General features: G+C 45.8%; 5 protein-coding genes. All 5 read left to right on the top strand.

Features of this window, described 5'->3' with window-relative positions:
- The first annotated feature begins 29 nt into the window (after positions 1-29).
- Entirely contained in the window at positions 30-3,545 is a 3,516-nt protein-coding gene (locus L1076_RS03545; protein WP_237303147.1) for a hypothetical protein, read from the top strand.
- A 29-nt stretch (positions 3,546-3,574) separates the two neighbouring features.
- Positions 3,575-4,492, top strand: a complete 918-nt coding sequence (locus tag L1076_RS03540; protein WP_237303146.1) for an OmpA family protein — start codon at positions 3,575-3,577, stop codon at positions 4,490-4,492.
- 358 nt (positions 4,493-4,850) lie between these two features.
- Positions 4,851-5,342, top strand: a complete 492-nt coding sequence (locus tag L1076_RS03535; protein WP_038870374.1) for a DM13 domain-containing protein — start codon at positions 4,851-4,853, stop codon at positions 5,340-5,342.
- A gap of 199 nt (positions 5,343-5,541) precedes the next feature.
- Positions 5,542-16,803 (top strand): DUF11 domain-containing protein, encoded by an 11,262-nt coding sequence (locus tag L1076_RS03530; RefSeq protein WP_237303274.1) that lies wholly within the window; start codon positions 5,542-5,544, stop codon positions 16,801-16,803.
- 69 nt (positions 16,804-16,872) lie between these two features.
- The gene (locus tag L1076_RS03525; RefSeq protein ID WP_237303145.1) at positions 16,873-20,388 is read left to right on the top strand and encodes a hypothetical protein; all 3,516 of its coding nucleotides are present in this window, start codon (positions 16,873-16,875) and stop codon (positions 20,386-20,388) included.
- Positions 20,389-20,390: the final 2 nt, after the last annotated feature.

The raw sequence follows: 20,390 nt of genomic DNA, 5'->3' as shown, positions 1-20,390 counted from the left end.
GAGTCATTGGAGCAGTATCTGGAATTTGTATGAAAGTATTTAGTAAGTCTCGTTTAGCTACCTGTGTTATGTCTGCCGTGCCGATGATGGGCATGGCCGCCGATACCAGCAAACTAGAGAAACTCGAGTCAGAAACCACTGACATCACGGTCGAAACACCAAAACAAGAAGACGACGCATCGCGTATTTATTTAGACCAAGGCGCAATTTGGGCGAGTCGTGATATCACGCGATTTGATCCAGTGCTGGATGTGAGCGTCAGTGATGAGCTGGAGGTGGAAGAGGGTACGCTGCGCGATAGCGTTGGTTTCACCATTACCACTAACTACAGCTACTACATCAAAAAATACCAACTTGAAGTTTATCGCGTGGGCGACTTTGGTTTGTCCGAGCCGATTGCTGTGCTGGAAGGCGATAAGTTGGCCAACGATTTTGATATCAACTGGGACGGTGCTACAGATGTAGACTACCAGTTTGACGTTGGTGGCCAGCTGTTGTTCCGACTAAAAGCATGGGACAAAGACGGCAATATGGATGTCACTACGGTTGGTGTGACGGATCTCGTTCGTCCGGATGCAGAAGTGGACATCGACCGAAACGACAACGAGGACGAAGAAGGCAAAGGCCGCAGCTATGGCCAAGCTAAGTTGATGCGTCACAACATTCCGACTGACGCAGGTCTGGCGAAGTTTATTGGTACCGGCCTTAAAGGCGTTGATAAAGTCATCATTGGTGAAGACGAATTCAACGTTGAAGATGGCAACTTATACGCTGAGCAGTACCTACCTACCGACGCGTACGTATTTCCAACCAAAGTCGTGTTTGATAATGGCGATGAGCGCCGTTACCAACTCTACGTGCGTATCCCAGACACTTACTATGCTCAAACTGGTTTGGCGGATTTGTACATCGGTAAGAACAACGTATCAGGCAACAGTGCAGCGCTTGGCGTTGATGAACAATACCAAAACGACATCTACAACCAAGGTCGTTTGGCGTACTTTGGCCAAGGTAAGTTTGGTGACAAGCTGCGTATTACTACCCACTTTGACACCAAAGAAAGTGAACTGAAAGACATGTTTAAGCATCCGTTTGCATCGGAAGATTCAGACGTGTTTGATATTCTGGAAGACGATGACGAGTTGTACTACGGCAATTATGGCGACAGCTCAAACATCGAGAAAGTGGTCAATACCAAGGGCAAAGTCTACCTAAATGTAGAATACGACAAGTCTCAGTACTTGTGGGGTAACTACAACACGGGTGTCACAGGCACAGAAACCAGCGATTACAACCGCAGCTTATATGGCTTCAAAGCAGACTACCGCACTCGTGATACCACTCAATACGGTGAAGACCGATTAAACATCGTTGGCTTTGCAGCAGAAGCGGATTCTCTTTACGCACACGATGAATTTTTGGGCACAGGCGGCTCGCTTTACTTCTTGCGTCATGGTGAAGCCGTACCAGGAAGTGATAAGGTTTACGTTAAGGTTGTCGATGAAAATAACCTCACGCAAAACGAAGTGCCACTAGAGCCGGGGCGTGACTATGAATTCGACCCATACCAAGGTCGAATTATCCTGACGAAGCCACTAGACAACATCATGTCTGACAGCTTTGGCAGCGTGATTGAAGGCAACGACGATTACGAAAACTATCTGGTTGTGGACTACGAATACGTACCACAAGGCTCTGACTCACTGGATGCGATGTCTTACGGCGGCCGTGTGAAAGGCTGGGTGAATGACTACATCGGTCTTGGCGTCACCTACGCGACGGAAGAGAAAGATAATCAAAACTACCAAGTTTACAGCTCTGATTTAACGCTTCGTGCAACGGAAGGAACGTTCATCAAAGCGGAATTCGCTCACAGTGAAGGTCGACAAACCGAGTCGAACTTTGTCTCGTACGATGGTGGTTTAACCTTTACGCCGATTGGTGACAGTCTAGAAGACCGCGAAGGTGACAGCATTCAAGTTACAGCAGTTGCGAACTTGTATGACTTGGCACCAAGCATCTTCGGTGCGGTCGGTAACGACGTCAAACTTTGGTATAAAGACAAAGATGCCGGTTACAGCTATGCAAGCAGCAGCGACGATCTTGAGCAAGAAGCGTATGGAGCGGAATTGCGTCTGCAAGCCACTGACCGTATTGCGGTGTTATCGCGTTTTTCTGCTAACGAAGAGCGTGACATGGATGGCAATCTGAAAACAGATTCCGAGACCATTGAGCTAGAAACCCAATTCAAACTGACTCAGCACATCAAGCTATCGGCAGCAGGCCAACAGGTAGATGAGCTCAACCAAGCCGATGAGCAAAGTAATGCAACCTTGGCGGGTTTACGTTTGGATTACATGTGGGATAGTGATAACAGCGTGTATGTCAAAGGCCAAACCACCATGAACCAATCGGATGACTACGACGATAATGACAGCGTTTCTGTGGGGGCTGAGTTCCGCGTGTTGGAAGACTTATCACTGGGCGGTGAGTACACCACTGGTGACCGTGGTGAAATTGCCGAAGCGACCGTGACCTATGATGTCTCTGACGACCATTCTACTTATGTCACTTACGTAGATGATAACTACGAAGGTGAAAACAACGTGATTGTCGGCCAACGTGCTGATCTGACTTCAAGTGTGGATTTCTACCAAGAGAACCAATTTGTCGATGAAAACGATGGCCACGGCCGTATCGACTCCTACGGATTTGGTTACGACGTGACGGACGATGTCGAAATGGGCATTGGTTATCAACAAGGTGAAATCGAAGACGATGAAAACCAAATCACTGAACGACAATCTGTCAGCTTGAATGCGTCAATCGATTTGGATGACATCAACTTGAGTCACAAACTGGAATACCGTGTCGACAAGAACGAAGACGATCCTGATGTCGCACAGCGAGAGCTGGAGCAGATCGTGACGACCAACAGTTACACGCATCGCTTAACGGAAGAGCACACCTTGTTTGGTAAGTACAACTACTCGATTACTGAGAGTCAAACCACAGGTGAGACCATGGCGCGCTTTGTCGAGGCAACAGGTGGCTTAGCATACCGTCCAATCTACAACGACCGTCTGAACTTATTGAGCCGTTATACCTACATTGCGGATTATGACCAACTAGACCGTGATGTGGATTACCAAGATGAAACCAGCCAAATCATCGAAGTCGAAGCGATTTACAGCATCGATGAAAACTGGGATGTCGGCGCGAAATACGCACATAAAGACAAAGAAGAAGTCTTTGCGCGTGAATCCAGTAAGAACGAAATCGTCAAAAGCGACATTGACCTGTATGGCTTAAGTGCTTCTTATCGAGTGATGAAAGAGTGGGACGTCACCGGTGAATACCACTGGAAAACGGATACCTTAAATGATGAGTTGGAACATGGTGCCTTGGTGTCAGTGAATAAGCACATTGGTAACAACTTCAAAGTCGGTATTGGTTACAACTTCTCTGCCTTTGATAGCGACTTAACCAACGATGATGACTACGACGCACAAGGCGTATTCATCAACTTGGTTGGTAAGTTATAACCCCATCCGTGAATGAGTGAGAGGAATTTATGAAAACAACCCTTCGTCTTCTTGGTGGGGTAGTGGGCACGCTGCTTATCTCTGGTTGCGCCACCGATACTTACGTAAGCCAAGAGAACCGAGACAAGTTTACCGACTTGGACGTATCGAAATTCTTAATCAGCGAATGTTTAGCGCCAGAGCGAGAAATTCACATTGCTGTGGCAGAGCACTTTGCTTTTGATAAGTACAACATTCGAGACGTAGATGCGACGAGTTTGAATGCCTTCTTGCATGAAATCGAAGGCTTAAGCGGTCGAATTACCATTGTTGGTCATACCGATTATAAAGGCTCACTGGAATACAACGAAGCCTTGTCACTGCGTCGCGCTCAATCAGTGGAGAGCTTCCTTAAAGAAAAACTTAATCCAGACCATTATGACTGGGAAGTGAAGTATTTTGGTGAAACGCAACCATTAGCGCTGGGTAAAACCGATCAGGATCGTGCTGAAAACCGCCGTGCTTTTGTGGTGTTCGAGGAAGCGCAAAAATATGAAGAAATGCCATTTTGTGAGCCACCAAAACCGGAACGCAAAATCTACATGGCGATGACACCGCACTTCGATTTCGACAAGTCACAGCTGAAGCCGGAAGATTTAGCCAAATTAGACAGCTTCACTGATAAGTTGCAAGGCTTGCAGGGCAGTATTCTTGTTGCGGGTCATACTGACCAAATTGGTTCGCTGTCATACAACGAGAAGTTGGCACAGCGCCGAGCATCTGAAGTTGTGAAGTATCTGAAAACCAAAATCGACCCATCGCAATTCTTATGGGAAGTGAAATCGTTTGGTGAGCTACAACCGGCAATTAATAAGCGCTCCAAAGAGGCCAATGCCCTTAACCGCCGAGCCTTCATCGTATTCAAAGAAGGTTTGATAGAGCAACCAACCATCCAACCTAAACAATAATCAATAAAGCCAGCCGAGGATGAAAGTACTAAGGCTGGCTTTTTACCTTTCTTCCGTATTCAACTCCATTTCTGGTTATCCCTCTGCTTTTTCAAATGCAGGTAAATCTACGTTCACCGAAAGAAAACCACTCTTCCATAACACCAATTTTTTCATTTATATTTCCATTAGTTGCGTTTGTTTAAATGATGAATATTCAATTTAAGCATCACGAGGCGCAATATAATAATCAGATTTGTGACCTTCACCTGAAAAATATATAGGAAATCTCTGAGTTTTGGTTAATACCCTGATTTAGCGAACTTTATAGACTAAATTTATCGATGACGTCGTATTAGCTAAAGCTAGGTATATAACTATGAAATGGATTTTGTTGCTTGTAAGCCACACTTTATGTGTTTTGGCTGGTTTTGCCGCCGGTATTTACGCGCTGCCTATTCTTATACAACCCACTTCTCCTGATGTCTCAGTGATCTCTCATTCTTCTGAGGGGCTGCTCTATCGTGGAGTCTTTGAACGAGATCGCATCGACAGTGACTTTTTGCATTGGGGGCAAGGAGATATCTGGCTAACAGAAGACACCTTGGCTTTTGAAGGTGAGCTTGCTCCGGGCCCAGATTATAAAGTGTACCTCTCTCCTAAATTTGTTGAAACGGAAGCTGACTTCAATCGATTGAAGCCGCAAATGATTAATGTGGGTGACGTGAAAACATTTGACCGTTTTATGGTCACTCTTCCTCAAGATTTGCCTTTAGACAACTACACGACCGTTATTATTTGGTGTGAAACATTTGGTGAATTTATTACCTCTGCGCAGCTTGAATCTGTCGCAAATCTGAACCAGAGCTGATAGCCAAGTAGTTTTAACCAATGCCGAATAAAAAATGACAGAAACGTGACAATGTAAATTCTTCTGTCGACAATATCTCGGCGCCTAGTTTTTGACGCTATTGCTAGCTTAGTCATAAATATCTGAATAATTAATATTTTATATGAGTCGGAAAAGTATTGTGCCAATTGTTCAACGTTATCTAGCCTTGTTTTTGCTTATGTTTTTGCTTCCTTTCAAAGCATTAGCAGCAGGGGAAATTGAAATATCTTTTAGCCCAACATTCGGTCTGCCTTATGAAAATGGACAGGTCATTACATACTCGATTGAAGTTCGAAATACGACGATCAGCACGATCAGTGATGTGTCAGTGACGAATGCCATTTGGGATGTGATGTCTGGATCGAGCAGGGCGTTCAGCAGTGTCAAGATTACCGATACTCACACCTTGGGAACGAATGCAGGTAGTTATTCCTCCAGCAATAGTAATTTGAACGTGACCGGCGCTAACTTATTACCGCTAGGGCGCATTACTTATCAAATTGAAGCAACAGTTGCTGATGATGCCGCTGAAGATATCGTTCTCGGCAACACAGAAGTAAAAGGGACGGTTTCCGGCACAGAAACGACTTTTACAAACACGGACACGATTACTTTCCCCCCAGCTGAATACGATTATCTTCTGGAAGAATATGTTAATCCCGAGGAATATGAGGTTGGCGGCACATTGACTTACTCTTTGACGGCAACCAATAACGGTGCTTATGCGGTTAAAGGATTAGATATTGAGCAAGAATTTGCATCTTTAACGGGGCAGAAGTTAGACGGTTCAACGGGGGATGCATTTAGCAGTGTTACCATTAGTGCCGTTGCTTCATCGGGGAGCGATGCGGGTACCTTTGCAACAACAGGAGATTTGTCAGTCACCGATGCGGAGATCTCTGTTGGTGGTTACATTACTTACACCATCAAAGCAACGGTTGCTGCGGATTTAGTCTCTGATATTGATACCCAAGCAAGCTCCACGACTCGTGCTGGCACGGTCGACGGCAACCCACTATCAACGCCTCCATCTGACCCTAAAATTGAACTGGAACATACGCTCAATTCAACATCGCCATACCTGATTAACGGTGAGGTGGATTTTGAATTGAAGGTGAGTAACAACGGTGGTGCGATTGCTCATAATTATCATGTAAAACAAAACATTAAATACCTAGTTAGCCGCAATGGTTTAGCTAACAATTTATCCCCTTCTTACAACAACACCGATGTGGATGGTAACCCCTTTACGACTTGGGATATCACGGTTTCAAGTATTGGCAGTAACTCACTTTCTGACTACGAAGGCAGCGTGCAGACGGATGTCGATTTTGACGATACCGTTTCTATCTATCCGGGTGAGTCGATCACTTACCAAATTAAAGCAACTCTTACCCCAATCACGATTAGCACCTTGCAAGGCTTTACTGCTTCAGTAACGGATGACTCAGGCTCTTTGGTCGAGAGCTCTAGTATTTCTGATACGGTTGATGCTGAAAAAGTGCTGAGTGTGACGGATTCTGATATCTCTATTTCTAAAACCACTTCTGCATCCGAATATGTACCAGGTGGTGAAATTGAGTACGAAATTACCGTTACAAATGGCTCATCAAAATACTTTGCCAACAACCTGTTAGTTCAAGATAACCTAACGTGTGTGAAGACCGAGCAAGCGGGTGGAGCAGGGGATGGTCAAGCTTTTGAGCAGTGGAAAGTTGAGGTTATTTCGGGTGAAGATTCGATTGGTTCAGACCCAGGCACCTTTAGCTACGGCACTTGGACGTCGAGTCCACTCTCACTGACGCCGGACATCGCTCCGGGTAAAACCATCAAGTACAAGCTGACTGCGAAAACCAATGATACCAGTACTGGCCTCATTCTTGATGACGATCCAAGTTGTTCTAACGATAACGTCACTGAAGAAGGATCAGGTGTTCAAACACCAGATGACAACTTGCGCGCAAGTAAAGATGTAGACAGTCGTTTTTACTCTTCAGGCCAGACTCTTACTTACACCATTACCGTTACGAACGACGGTGATGGTTTTGCAAACCAAGTTCAGGTGCTCGATGACCTGAACTCAGTAAAAACAACCGATATCAACGGCAAAGAAATCAATGCTTATTCGGATTGGACGATCACCGCTGAAGCGTTTAAAGACGATGGTACACCAGCAACTGCTTCAAATACGGGGATGACCGGAGAAGTTAAACACCCTGATAACTTAAATGTCATCGCAACGCTTCAACCTCACTCCTACATCGAATACACCATCGTTGCTGACACTAACCCAATTGCAAATGGTCATATCTCGAACGAAGTCACGGTGGATGGTTCTGTCTATGCAGACCGTGGTTCTGACCCTCGTGATTTTGCGATTGAGCTAAACAAACGCGTTAAGACCAATACTGACTCAGGTTTTCATGGTGAGCAGACGGCTTACTCTAAGCTGGATACCGAGGTCACTTACCAAATCAGTCTGAAGAACGATAAAGAAAACGGTTATGCGACAAATGTGGCAGTAAAAGACGCCTTATCTTCGATCGCCGCGAAGATATTGGAACCAGACACGACGTCAAAACAAGTCTTCAAGTCTTGGAAGATCAGTGCTGAGATCATCTCGGATGATCCTCAACTTGATGGCAACCCTGCTTATACAGATGTCGGTACTTTTAGCGATAACACAGATCTAGACACCACAGCGCAGATCCCGCCAAACGTTGAAGTGCTTTACACCATCGTGGCACAAATCGATCGCTCAAATGAAAACGAGATCATTTACTCTCGATTTGAGAACACGGCAGAAATTAAAACGCCTGATTCAAGCATTCAAAACTCAGCTTCGGACACGGTGGTGGTTTATCCTCATGACCCGAAAGTTATTGTTGCCAAAACAACGCCAGATGATGATTTCAAGCCCGGCGATAAAGTGACGTTTAAAGTCACAATCGTCAATACCGGTCCAGGCTATGCCAATGAAGTGCATGTTACGGATGATATCCTCGGCCTAAATGCGTTCTCTGATTGGACAATTACAGCGTCGACTGACTCCAATAATTCACCATTTAAAACAGGCAGTTATGAAGGTGAAAAGTCAGGTTTCCCAAACAACGGCAACATCAATAGCTACATCGATATTGACCCTAAGATCAATGGCTCAGAAGGTTATGTCGTCTATACCATTAACGCTACAGTTAAAAATGACTACGTAGAAGATGAGATCTCTAATACCGCAGAGATCTATGACCCATCGACGAACTTAAACCAATCTTCTTCTGCTGAAATTGGTGGTACATCAGGGGATTCTCTTAACGTTTCTATTCTGAAAACGGCGGACAAAGTTCGTTTCATTCCTGACGATGACGTCACTTATGAAATTCGTGTCTTGAACAACGGCGCGAATGTCGAAAATGGTCTTAAGGTCGTTGATTTACTGACAGATATTCGCTCTGTGTTGGCGAATGACAAAGACAACCAATATGAAAACTACCCAGATCAATCGCCATTCGAATACTGGCAGTTTGATTTCGATGACGGTGGCGGTTTTCAATCTCAAACTACCGAAGATTTTATCTACCCACCAGGTGATGCATCGAACACGATGACACTTGCTGCGGGCGAATTGCGTACTTTCCGAATTAAAGCTCGTGTTAAAGACAATGTCATTGGTTCTCAGGATTCAATGGGTAACTTAAATGACAAAATTGAGAATGACGCCTACGTCTACCGTGACTTTGGCCAAGTGACTGAAGAATCGCACCTCTCTCATCACGAGATGGAGCGCGCATACAATGGTGGTGATGTAGTCAGAAAGCTATTGGTTAATGGCGTGGAATCAAAATTCTACTCTCCAGGCGATACACTTACCTATCAAGTGACGGTTTCTTCTCAAACTGGTTATGTCAATGACCACGCAGTAAGCGAAAACATTACCGGTGTGACGACTCAGCTTTTGGATGGATCTTTAGCGACGCCATTTGATAAAGGTTTCACAGTAGATGTTTCGAAGGACGATTCTAATGGTGGCGACGGTACAACAGATGGCACGTTAGATGGCACCGTTGCGGATAATCAAGACATCAACACAACGATCGATGTTGCAGGAAAAGATTCTGTTACCTTTGAAGTTGTTGGTGTGGTGCGCGAAGACGCGACTGGAACAATCACCATTGGTGGCATCACGGTCATTCCGAACAGTTACCATCTAGCATTCTCCAAGACGGTAGATCAATCAAGCTATGAACCGGGACAACCTTTGGTTTACCGCTTAACGATCGAAAACGATGGTAAGGGCAACGCATACAACATTCCTGTTATCGACCGACTGTCCAATATCATGGTCGATCTTGTCGATGGTACAAGCGGTAAAGCGTTTGACTCGGGTTGGACGGTCGTTCCAAGGATCGTCAGTGGTAGCTCCTCGGCTATTCTCGATCTGGATGGCAAGATTGCTGATAACGCAGACATCGATACTCATGCATCCATCCCTAAAGGCACAACCATTGAATACGTTGTCACAGCTAAGGTGAACAACAACGCCGTCGGTGAGATCTTGAACTTGCTTACTGTCGATGGTGATACCGTGAGTGCGGAGACCAAAGCGTCTGCTGAGAAATACGACTTCTCTAAACATGTCACCAAAATCTACGATCAGGATGGCACTACCGAGTTAAGCGGTGGCTACACGCCAGGTGGTTACATCGAGTATGAAATCTCACTGAAGAACCTGAACAACGTTCACATCAATGAGATGCCAATCAAGGATGAAATCAGCAAAATCCAGACTGATTACTTCGATGGAAGCGGTAAAGGTCGTGCGTTTGACTCATGGACTATCGTGACCAGTACCGATTCGAGTGGCATCAGTGATGCAGGCTCTGTCAGCAATAATAGCGATATCGACACTAAGTTCAACTTAGCCGCAAACGGATTCGCGACAGGTGGAACCTTTGTTACTTACACCATCAAAGCGAAGATCAGTGAGAAAGCCGTTGGCCAAATTCTTAACGTTGCAGTGGTCGACAAGAGCCATAACTTACCGTCAGAACCGGTGAACATGCTGCCGGTGAACATTGTTAAGTCGCATAAAGCGTACACTGATACATCATTGGCAACACACAAGACCACATACAACCATACGACAGACGGCGAAAAGATCGTTTACCACTTGCGTATTGAGAACAATGGTAAAGGTTTGGAGTACAACAAATCACTGAAAGAGTTGTTCTCAAATGTCAAAGTACGTGTTGCTCAGAATGCAGCTGGTGAATCTGACTCACAAACGCTACCTGCATTTGATCAATATGGTTGGACAGTCACCGCTACCGCATCCGGTGAAGCGACGACACTAATTGATGGCTACACTGGTGGTGCGAATGCAGATATCGATATTTCAGTACTTTCGATCGCGCCGGGTGGTTGGATTGACTTTGTCATGGAGTCACAGATCCGCCAAGATGCGCTCGACCAGATTGTTGCGACACCGAAATACAACGGCAGTAACTTCAATTCCGCGAAAGTTACGCCTGAGGGCAGTAATCTGTCGGTGAGCAAAGAAATTGTCTCAATCGATGGCAAATCTTATGTATCCGGTGACACCTACAAACCTGAAGATGAGGTCATCTACAAATTCACGGTGATCAACACCGAGCCCGTGTGGCGTGACCAAACCGTGATCCAAGATATTGTCTCTAACGTTCGCGTTGAAGTGATCGGTGGGACGACGAAATCAGCGTTCTCAGATACGGATATATCTCATACTTTCACTTCAACAGGTACAACGGGAACCCAAGACACTTACATCGAGTCTTATGATGCGACTGATGATCTTGACCTACTAGTCGATATCGCTCCGGAAGAAGTCATTGAGTTTACGGTTAAAGGAAAAGTTCGCCCGGACGCTCTTGGTGATATCGATGGCAACACGGGTAAGGCTGGGAACCAAAGTGATACCACGGACGTAATTCCACCAGTTGTGCCTGTACTGAACTTCGAGAAGTCAGTTCTGAGTACAACTGCAGACAGTGGTACATGTACTTTCCCATCAACGACTGGCACAGGCTGTCACTACAACCCGAACGGTCAAGTTCAATATCAAGTTAGCGTGACCAACGTGGGTGACAGCATTACCAATGGCGCGACTATCGTTGATGAACTAAACACCATTGATACATCTGATGGTAAGGCAGCATTCCAAGACTACAGTGTGGCAATCGTGAGTGCGCCTGATGCAGACCGATTCTCAATTACGGGTAACTTCCAAGGAACTGTACCACTGAATGCAGCGTTCGACTTGATGCCAGGCGACACCGTTGTGTTTGAGATTGACGGCACGGTAGCGGCAGACGCCACAGGGACAATTACCAATGTGGCCAAAGTCAACGGCGTTGATAGTAATACCGTTGTTCTAGATCCTGGTACGTCGAGCCTGATTGCTCAAAAATCAACGGACACACCAACTTATACTCCAGGTTCAGAAGTTCGGTATCAAATGCGTGTTCGCAACGAGACTGCAAATAACGAGTTGATTGACATTCGTGACATTATTAGCAATTACAAAGTTGAAGTCGCTGATGGTACAGAGCAAGTTGCTTTAAAGGATTGGACGGTAAGTGCTCAAATTATCACTGATGGTAATCCGGCTTACACAGACATTAGTAACCTTAACTCTGTAGCTCCAAACACGGATATTGATGTGACGGTTCAGATGGGTGGTAAAGCGGCCGATGATACTTATACTGAAATCCTAATCGAAGTCGTTGGTCATGCTCGCGATGATGCAGTTGGTGAGTTTACTAACCAACTACAAGGCAAACTAAATTCAGGAACCAATTACTTCACCTACAACCTGAAAGAAAAAGTTATCATCCCTGAACCGGGAACACTTACCGTTTCGAAAGTCACTTCAATTACCCCCGCGATTTACCATCCGGGCGATACCATTGGCTACGATATCGAGGTGAAAAACACAGGTACAGGTTATGCGACCGATGTCCTGATTTCTGACCTTTGGAAGACGATTCGTGCTGAAAAAGCGGGTGCGACCTTACCAGTTCGTGCATTTGATTCTTGGTCAGCGACGTCAGTGAGTGTTGACGGTACTGATCCAACATTGACTCAGCCCATTGCAGGCTCTGAGGTGACTGGCGACAATGGTTATCAGATTCGCTACAACATTCACCCAGATCACACAGTGAAACTTCATGTTGAAGGTGTTGTAAAAGCGGACCTTGTTGGCGATATCACCAACGTAGTGGAAGTGAGCGATTCAAGCGGTTCTCAAACTGCGGATGCGACTTATGTGGCGGCAACGGCTGATCTCACGGTCGATAAAACGGTTGATAAGAGCCAATACGAATCTGGTGACAAGCTGACTTATACCATCACAATTGAAAACACCACAGCCAACTGGGCAAGTGATGTTTCCATTAAGGATCTAGTCAACGACATTACTTCGACCAGTATTACTGGCGCGACAGTAAAAGCGTTTGAGTCTGGCACCATCTTCTTCAATGCGTCTTCACAGACGGGTGACACTAAGTTCCCATCGTCTACGGGTGAGTTTTTAGATGGCAGCTTGGACATCAGTCCAAATGATGTCGTGACTATTATGGCGGAAGGGGAGCTTGACCCAGAAGTAGTGGGCGATGTCACTAACCAAGTTGAAGTGACCTACAATGGTTCGACTAAAACTGCAGAAGCAACCAGCACAGCGACGATCCCAGATTTAACCTTTACGAAAGAGCCAATGGTGGAGTTTTATAGCCCTAACCAAGCGGCAGGCTACATCCTGAAAATTGTCAACGAAGGTAACAGCTACGCGAATGACATCAACCTGAAAGATGAAATTGGTGCGCTTACCGTGAATACCATTGATGGTTCGGCCAACCAAGCTTTCCTACAATGGGCGGTTCAATATGTTACGGGCAGTTCACTGACTACCGTCGATGCGAACTCACTTGTGGTTGACAAGGATATTGATTACAACATCGACCTCGCACCGAACGACACCATCACTCTTTACGTTATTGGCTTAGTGAACCCGGAAGCAACGGGCGACATTGTTAACACCGCAACGTTGAATCACAACAGTAAAGACGTGACGGAAACAGCAACGTTGAAACCACGTCCGGGTGATATCGTTCTGGAGAAAACTACCGATGAGCGTTACTACCAACCAGGTGAGTTCTCCACATTCCGCGTCAAAGTGACCAATAATGGTTCCGGCTTTGCGGCAGATGTAAAAGTCGAGGACATCATTTCTTCACTTGAAGTTGAAACTTCTGGTGGAGCGATAGAACCTGCGTTTAACGATTGGACGATCGTGACCACTAAAGGGGACCCACGTACCAACATAGATACGGTTCCGGGACCAAACGGTGATATTTCTACCAACCTTGATATTGCACCTGGTGACACGGTGGAATTTGCTATTACAGGTACAGTCAACAGCAGTGCAGTGGCCAATATCGTTAACACCGCGACGGCTGAGTTCGGTGGTGCGACTACCGATGCAACGGCTACGCTTGAGACGTTACCTGAAGAAGTTTGGATTGAGAAAACGGCTGAATCGCCAATTTATATCCCGGGTGAAGAAGTGGTATTCCATGTTCGTGTCTACAACGGGACCGATGGCTTTGATAATGATATTGAGCTAGACGACATTCTGTCAGGCATTAAAGCGATCAACATCTACGGTGTAAATGAACGTGCTTTTGAGAGTTGGACTATCGAAACGACTAAGAGTGACAGTCGTACGACTATCACGCCAATGCCAGTCGATAACCAAGATATTCGCTCAGTTATTGATATTGCCCCACATGATATTGTCGAGTTCACCATTACGGTGAAAACCAATCCATTGGCAGCGAGCGAAATTACCAATACGGCCACTGCGGATCTGAATGGCACCACGCAACAATCAAGTGCGACCATCCAACCTCAATCTCAAGGTATCTCAATCGAGAAAACCGCAGACACGGAATACTATGTTCCCGGCACGGAAGCGACATTCCGCGTTAAGGTGAAGAATGAAGGCACTGTGCCAGCAACGGATGTTGGTGTGAAAGATGCTATCAGCAATATTGAAGTTGTTCGACTTGATGGGACGACCGTGAAAGCGTTTGATTCATGGCGTATTGATATCAACAAAGGTAACCCAGAAACAGACATCACCAATATTCCAAGTGTGAATGCTGACATTGATTCGACGCTGACCATTGCGGCAAATGATGAGGTGGAGTTTGTGATTACTGGTCTCGTAAACCAATACGCCATTGGTGAGATTGAAAACACGGCAAGCGCCACGTTCCGGGGGGATACTCAAGACGCAACAGCGACGCTCTTAGCGATGCCAGAGTCAGTCAAACTTGAGAAAACCGTGGATGACGAGTATTACCGTCCGGGTGAAAACGTCACTTACCACGTGGTGTTAAGTAATGAATCTGGCTCGTTTACCGAAGAGATAGTGCTTAGGGATCTTATCTCTGAGTTGAAGGTGAATACGATTCACGACACCGAAGCGCCAGCGTTTACCAGTTGGAGTATGACAAGCTCATATAATGACGACCGCACCATCGTGTTGCCACAAATTCAGGGCGACAACCTAGATGTGAATAGCCGTGTGATTATTGCGCCAAACGATCAGTTGGACATTGAAATCACGGGTGTCGTAAACGCGGATGCGATGGGAGAAATCACCAACCACGCGTATGCCTATGACAAGTCAGAAAGTGATGTCCTTGCTGATGATTTCGCAACCATCAAACCACTGCCGATCATTTTGTCGGTGACCAAGGTGGCGGATAAAGCGGAATACACCAACGACGACGATGAAATTACCTTCACAATGACCGCGACCAACCGAGGTTCTGCCGATGCAGAAAGCGTCAACTTGTTGGATGAAATCGATAAGCTCATTGGTAACAACGGCAATCCATTGTTCACCACATGGAAAGCGACCATCACCGAGCTCAAGTCTGGTGTTGTGGTTTCTGTTGATTCAGATAGCAATGTCGATTCAAACCACGCCATGAAGGCGTATCAAGGTAATGAATACGAAATCGTGGTGAAGGGTGAAATCAACCGAGGTATCGATGACAACTTCACAAACGTATTCACTGCCGCAGCATCGACAGGTGAAACCGCTTCCGCCAATGTGACCATTAAGGTCAAGAAGCAAGCGTACAACGAAGGCATGTTGAAAGTGACTAAGGTTGCTAGCAAGTCAGAAGCGAGCGTCGGTGAAGTTGTGGAATATGAAGTGACGATCACCAACGAAAACGACAACCCATTCACAGGGGTTCGCTTGGTTGACCGCTACCCAGGAGGCTTCGCTTACATCCCTGACTCTACCGAGATGGTGAACAGTGGACCAGATGGTGTGTTCGATACCGCAGACGACATCCAAATTACCGTAGAGCCAACTAAGACCAATCAGTTGTTCTTCGAAGTTGGAGATATGAATATCTATGGCAACGGTGACTCGCAAACTGCAGACGCAATTCGAATTCGTTACCTAATGCGTGTGAGTGTTGGTGCTACCTTTGGCGTTTATACCAACACCGCATGGGCGGAAGCGCCACCGGCAGAAAGCTTCTCCGCACAAAACACCACGACCAACTACGTTGTGAAGTCAAACCTTGCCAGCGCAACGGTCGAAGTTATGCCAGACAAGGTGTTCGATACTGCATCTATCATCGGTAAGGTGTTTGAAGATCATAACGGTGATGGCTTCCAAGCTGATGCCACTGCCGATGATATCTACATCGATGTTGACCTTGCAGAGGGGGATTACATTCCGAATTCCACGTTCATTACTCAAGATGGCGTAGAGACTCAGTTGAAAGACGCTAACGTGAAATTGAAAGGGCAAGACGTTGTGATGTCGAGTGTGGATAAAGGATATGAAGTCGATGAATTGTACGGCTTATCTCGCAACCGAACCATTGAAGGTAGCAACAAAGTGGCTTTCCAATTTAAGACGCGGACCCGCCAAGGCTTCCCATTCAAGGTGACGACCGATAATGGCACTTACATCGAATTTGACATGCAAGGTAACGCTACGACTAAGCACAAAGGAGATAAGAAGAAAGGATTGTCGGCAGAAAATATCGATGTGATACGAAACCTCTACCGAGATGGTGACGATTACCTTTGGGAGATCGTCGTAGAGAACAAAGGGATCTACGAAGACGGTATTCCAGGGGTTCGCTTATTGACTGTCGAAGGCATCATCATCGAGACAGACCAGTATGGTCGATACCATGTACCAGATCAGTGGGTGTTGAATAAAAAAGGTAAGCAGTTCTTGGTCAAAGTCGACACTGACTCGCTACCAACAGGCATGAAGGTAATCAGTGAAAACCCGAAAGTGCGCCGAATCACACCAAACAAACTGACGAAATTTAACTTCAGCATCAAAAGCAGTGGGGATGATTAACCGTTAGCAGCACAGATGCAGGCTGGGTGCGCCCAGCCGACCACTTAAGCGGTTAAGCAGGATTATTTTATGATTAGATTGAGACCATCAAAACTGACAATGTGTATCGCGGCTGGGTTGCCGATACTTTCGTTCGCGAAAGACACCAGTCAATTGGAGAAACTTGACAGTGACTCACTGGGTATTGAAGTTAAAGCGCATGAGCAAATCGATAATTCGCGTATTTATTTAGAACAAGGTGCGATCTGGGCAAGCCGTGACATTATGCGTTTTGACCCGGTACTTGACCTGAGCATTAGCAGCGATGTTGAAGTGAAAGATGGTAAGCCACTGCAAGAGATGAGCTTTGCTATCACAACTAACTTCAGCTACTACGTTGACCATTACCAACTGGAAGTATTCCGTGGTGGTGACCTTGGCTTGGTTGATCCTTTAACAGTGGTTGAAGGTCAGCAATTTGCGAACGACTTCAATATAGTTTGGGATGGTCAAACCGAACAAGATTACCAATTCGAATCAAATGAACAGTTGTTGTTTCGCTTAAAGGCGTTCGATAAAGACGGCAATATGGACGTGACGACGGTCGGCGTGATTAACCTAGTTGAGCCAGATTCTGAAGTCGACATCGACAAGAACGATGGCGAAGAAGAACAAAGCCGTAAACTTGGTAAAGCACAGTTGATGCGCCATAACATTCCGACCTCAGCGGGGCTGGCACGTTTCATCGGTACGGGACTAAAAGGCGTTGATAAGGTCATTATCGGCGAAGACGAATTTGATGTTGAAGAGGGTGAGTTGTACGCAGAACAATATCTACCCGCGGATGCGTACTTGTTCCCGACGCGCGTAGTATTCGACAATGGAGAAGAGCGTCGCTACCAATTGTATGTACGTATTCCAGATGAATACTGGGTACAAGCCGGTCTTGCCGATTTCTATATCGGTAAAAATAAGGTGACGGGCAACTCCGCAGCATTGGCAGTCGATGACCAATACCAAGATGATATCTACAATCAGGGTCGCCTAGCGTACTTTGGCCAAGGTAAGTTTGGTGACAAACTCAGAATTACTACCCACTTTGATACCAAAGAAAGCGACGTGCGAGACATGTTTAAGCACCCGTTTGCCTCTGACTCATCCAGTGTGTTCGACATTCTGGAAGACGACGATGAGATGTATTATGGCAACTATGGTGACAGCTCCAACATCTACAAAGTGGTGAATACCAAAGGTAAAGTTTACCTCAACGTTGAGTACGATAAATCAAATGTTTTGTGGGGTAACTACAACACTGGTATTACTGGCACCGACAACAACGACTACAACCGTAGCTTGTATGGCTTCAAAGGCGATTACCGTACCCGTTCAACTACTAAGTTTGGTGAAGACCGTTTGAACATTGTTGGTTTTGCTGCTGAATCTGATTCACTCTTTGCTCACGATGAATTCCTAGGGACTGGCGGTTCGCTGTACTTCTTGCGTCATGGTGAAGTGGTTCCAGGCAGCGACAAGGTGATGGTGAAAGTTGTTGACCCTGACAGCAGCATCACGGTCCAGGAAATGCCACTGCAATCGGGACGAGACTATGAAATTGACCCGTATCAAGGTCGTATTATTCTGACCAGACCGCTGAACAACATCATTTCAGATAACTTCGGCACCGTCATCAATGACCAACCATCGTCTGGTTATGACAACTATCTAGCGGTGGACTATGAATATGTACCTCAGGGCAGTGACGCTTTGGATGCATTGACTGCTGGTGGTCGTGTTAAAGGATGGGTGAATGATTACATTGGTGTTGGTGCCAATTATCAAACCGAAGAAAAAGACAACCAAGATTACGAAGCGTACGGAACAGATCTGACATTACGCGCTTCTGAAGGTACGTATTTGAAGGCGGAATTTGGCCATAGTAAAGGCCGTCAAACCGATTCAAACTTTGTCTCATTAGACGGTGGTTTAACTTTTGAGCCGATTGGTACTGTCGGTGAAGATAGAGAAGGTGACATCTATCAGGTGAAAGGCGTGATGAACCTTTATGATATTGCGCCGAATATCTTCTCTGCGGTGGGTAACGATGTTAAGGGCTGGTATAAATCTAAAGATGCGGGATACAGTTACGCAAACCAAGATGACGATTTAGAACAAGAATCTTACGGCACTGAAATTCGCTTCCAAGCGACCGATCGTGTTGCTGTGAAAACACGCTTTACCTCGATTGAAGAGCGCGAATCCGATGGCGATCTAAGAACAGATACCCAACAAGCGGAACTGGAAGCACAGGTTAAAGTTACCAAAAACATTAAGATCTCCGCGGCAGGTAAGCAAGTTGATGAACTGAATAACGAAAATGAAAAAGGCCAAGGCACCTTAGCGGGTCTTCGTGCCGATTACATTTGGGACAGCGACAATAATGTTTATGTTAAAGGCCAAAAAACCGTCGGTAAGACAGATGAATACGATGAGAACGACAGCGTTACTCTGGGTGGTGAAACCCGTATTTTAGAAGACTTCGTGGTTGGCGCAGAATACACCACTGGTGATCGCGGTGATGCTGCTGAAGCGAGTGTGACTTACGACGTAACCGAAGATTACAGCACGTACTTAACTTACGTAGATGATACTTACGAAGGCAAAAACAATGTGATTGTCGGTCAACGTGCAGATCTGACTTCAACGGTCGACTTCTACCAAGAAAACCAATTTGTTGATGAAAACAACGGTAAAGGGCGTATTGACTCATTTGGTTTCGGCTATGACATGAACGATGACGTCGACATGGGCATTGGCTACCAAAAAGGGGAAATTGAAGACGACCAGAAAATCACAACCGAGCGCCAAGCCGTGAGTGTGAGCACTTCGATTGATCTAGATGACGTGGTCTTCAAGAACAAAGTTGAATACCGTGTCGACAAAACCGATGAAACGACAGACCCAGATAAAAAACGTGTTGATCAATGGGTCACCACCAACCGTTACACACATCACCTAACGGAGGAGTACACCCTATTTGGTAAGTTCAACTATTCACTTTCTGAAAGTAAATCGAGTGACAAAGTGTTAGCACGCTTCATTGAGTCGACAGCAGGTTTGGCATATCGCCCTATCTACAACGATCGCTTGAACGTGTTATCGCGTTACACCTACTTGGTGGATTTCGATCAACTTAATCGAGATGTTGATTACAAAGATGAAGAAAGCCACATCATCGAAATCGAAGGTATCTACTCGTTGGATGCAAACTGGGATTTAGGTGCGAAATACGCATTCAAAAATAAGAGTGAAATTTTTACTCGTCAATCAGGCGAAGACATTCCAGTCGACAGTAAAATTTCTCTCTATGGCTTGAGTGCCTCTTACCGCGTCATGAAAGATTGGGATGTAACGGGTGAGTACCATTGGAAGACCGACAGCACCTACGACGAGCTAGAGCAGGGTGCATTGGTTTCGGTGAACAAACACTTAAGCGATAACTTTAAAGTTGGGGTGGGTTACAACTTCTCAAGCTTTGACGGTAACCTAGCGAATGATGATGATTACGATGCATCAGGCGTGTTCATTAACCTAGTTGGTAAGTTATAAGA

Source organism: Vibrio sp. MMG023 (assembly GCF_021654215.1).
In the GTDB taxonomy this organism is placed as follows: domain Bacteria; phylum Pseudomonadota; class Gammaproteobacteria; order Enterobacterales; family Vibrionaceae; genus Vibrio; species Vibrio jasicida.
Note: the sequence above shows the minus strand (reverse complement) of the source record. Positions and strands in the feature narration are given on the sequence as shown.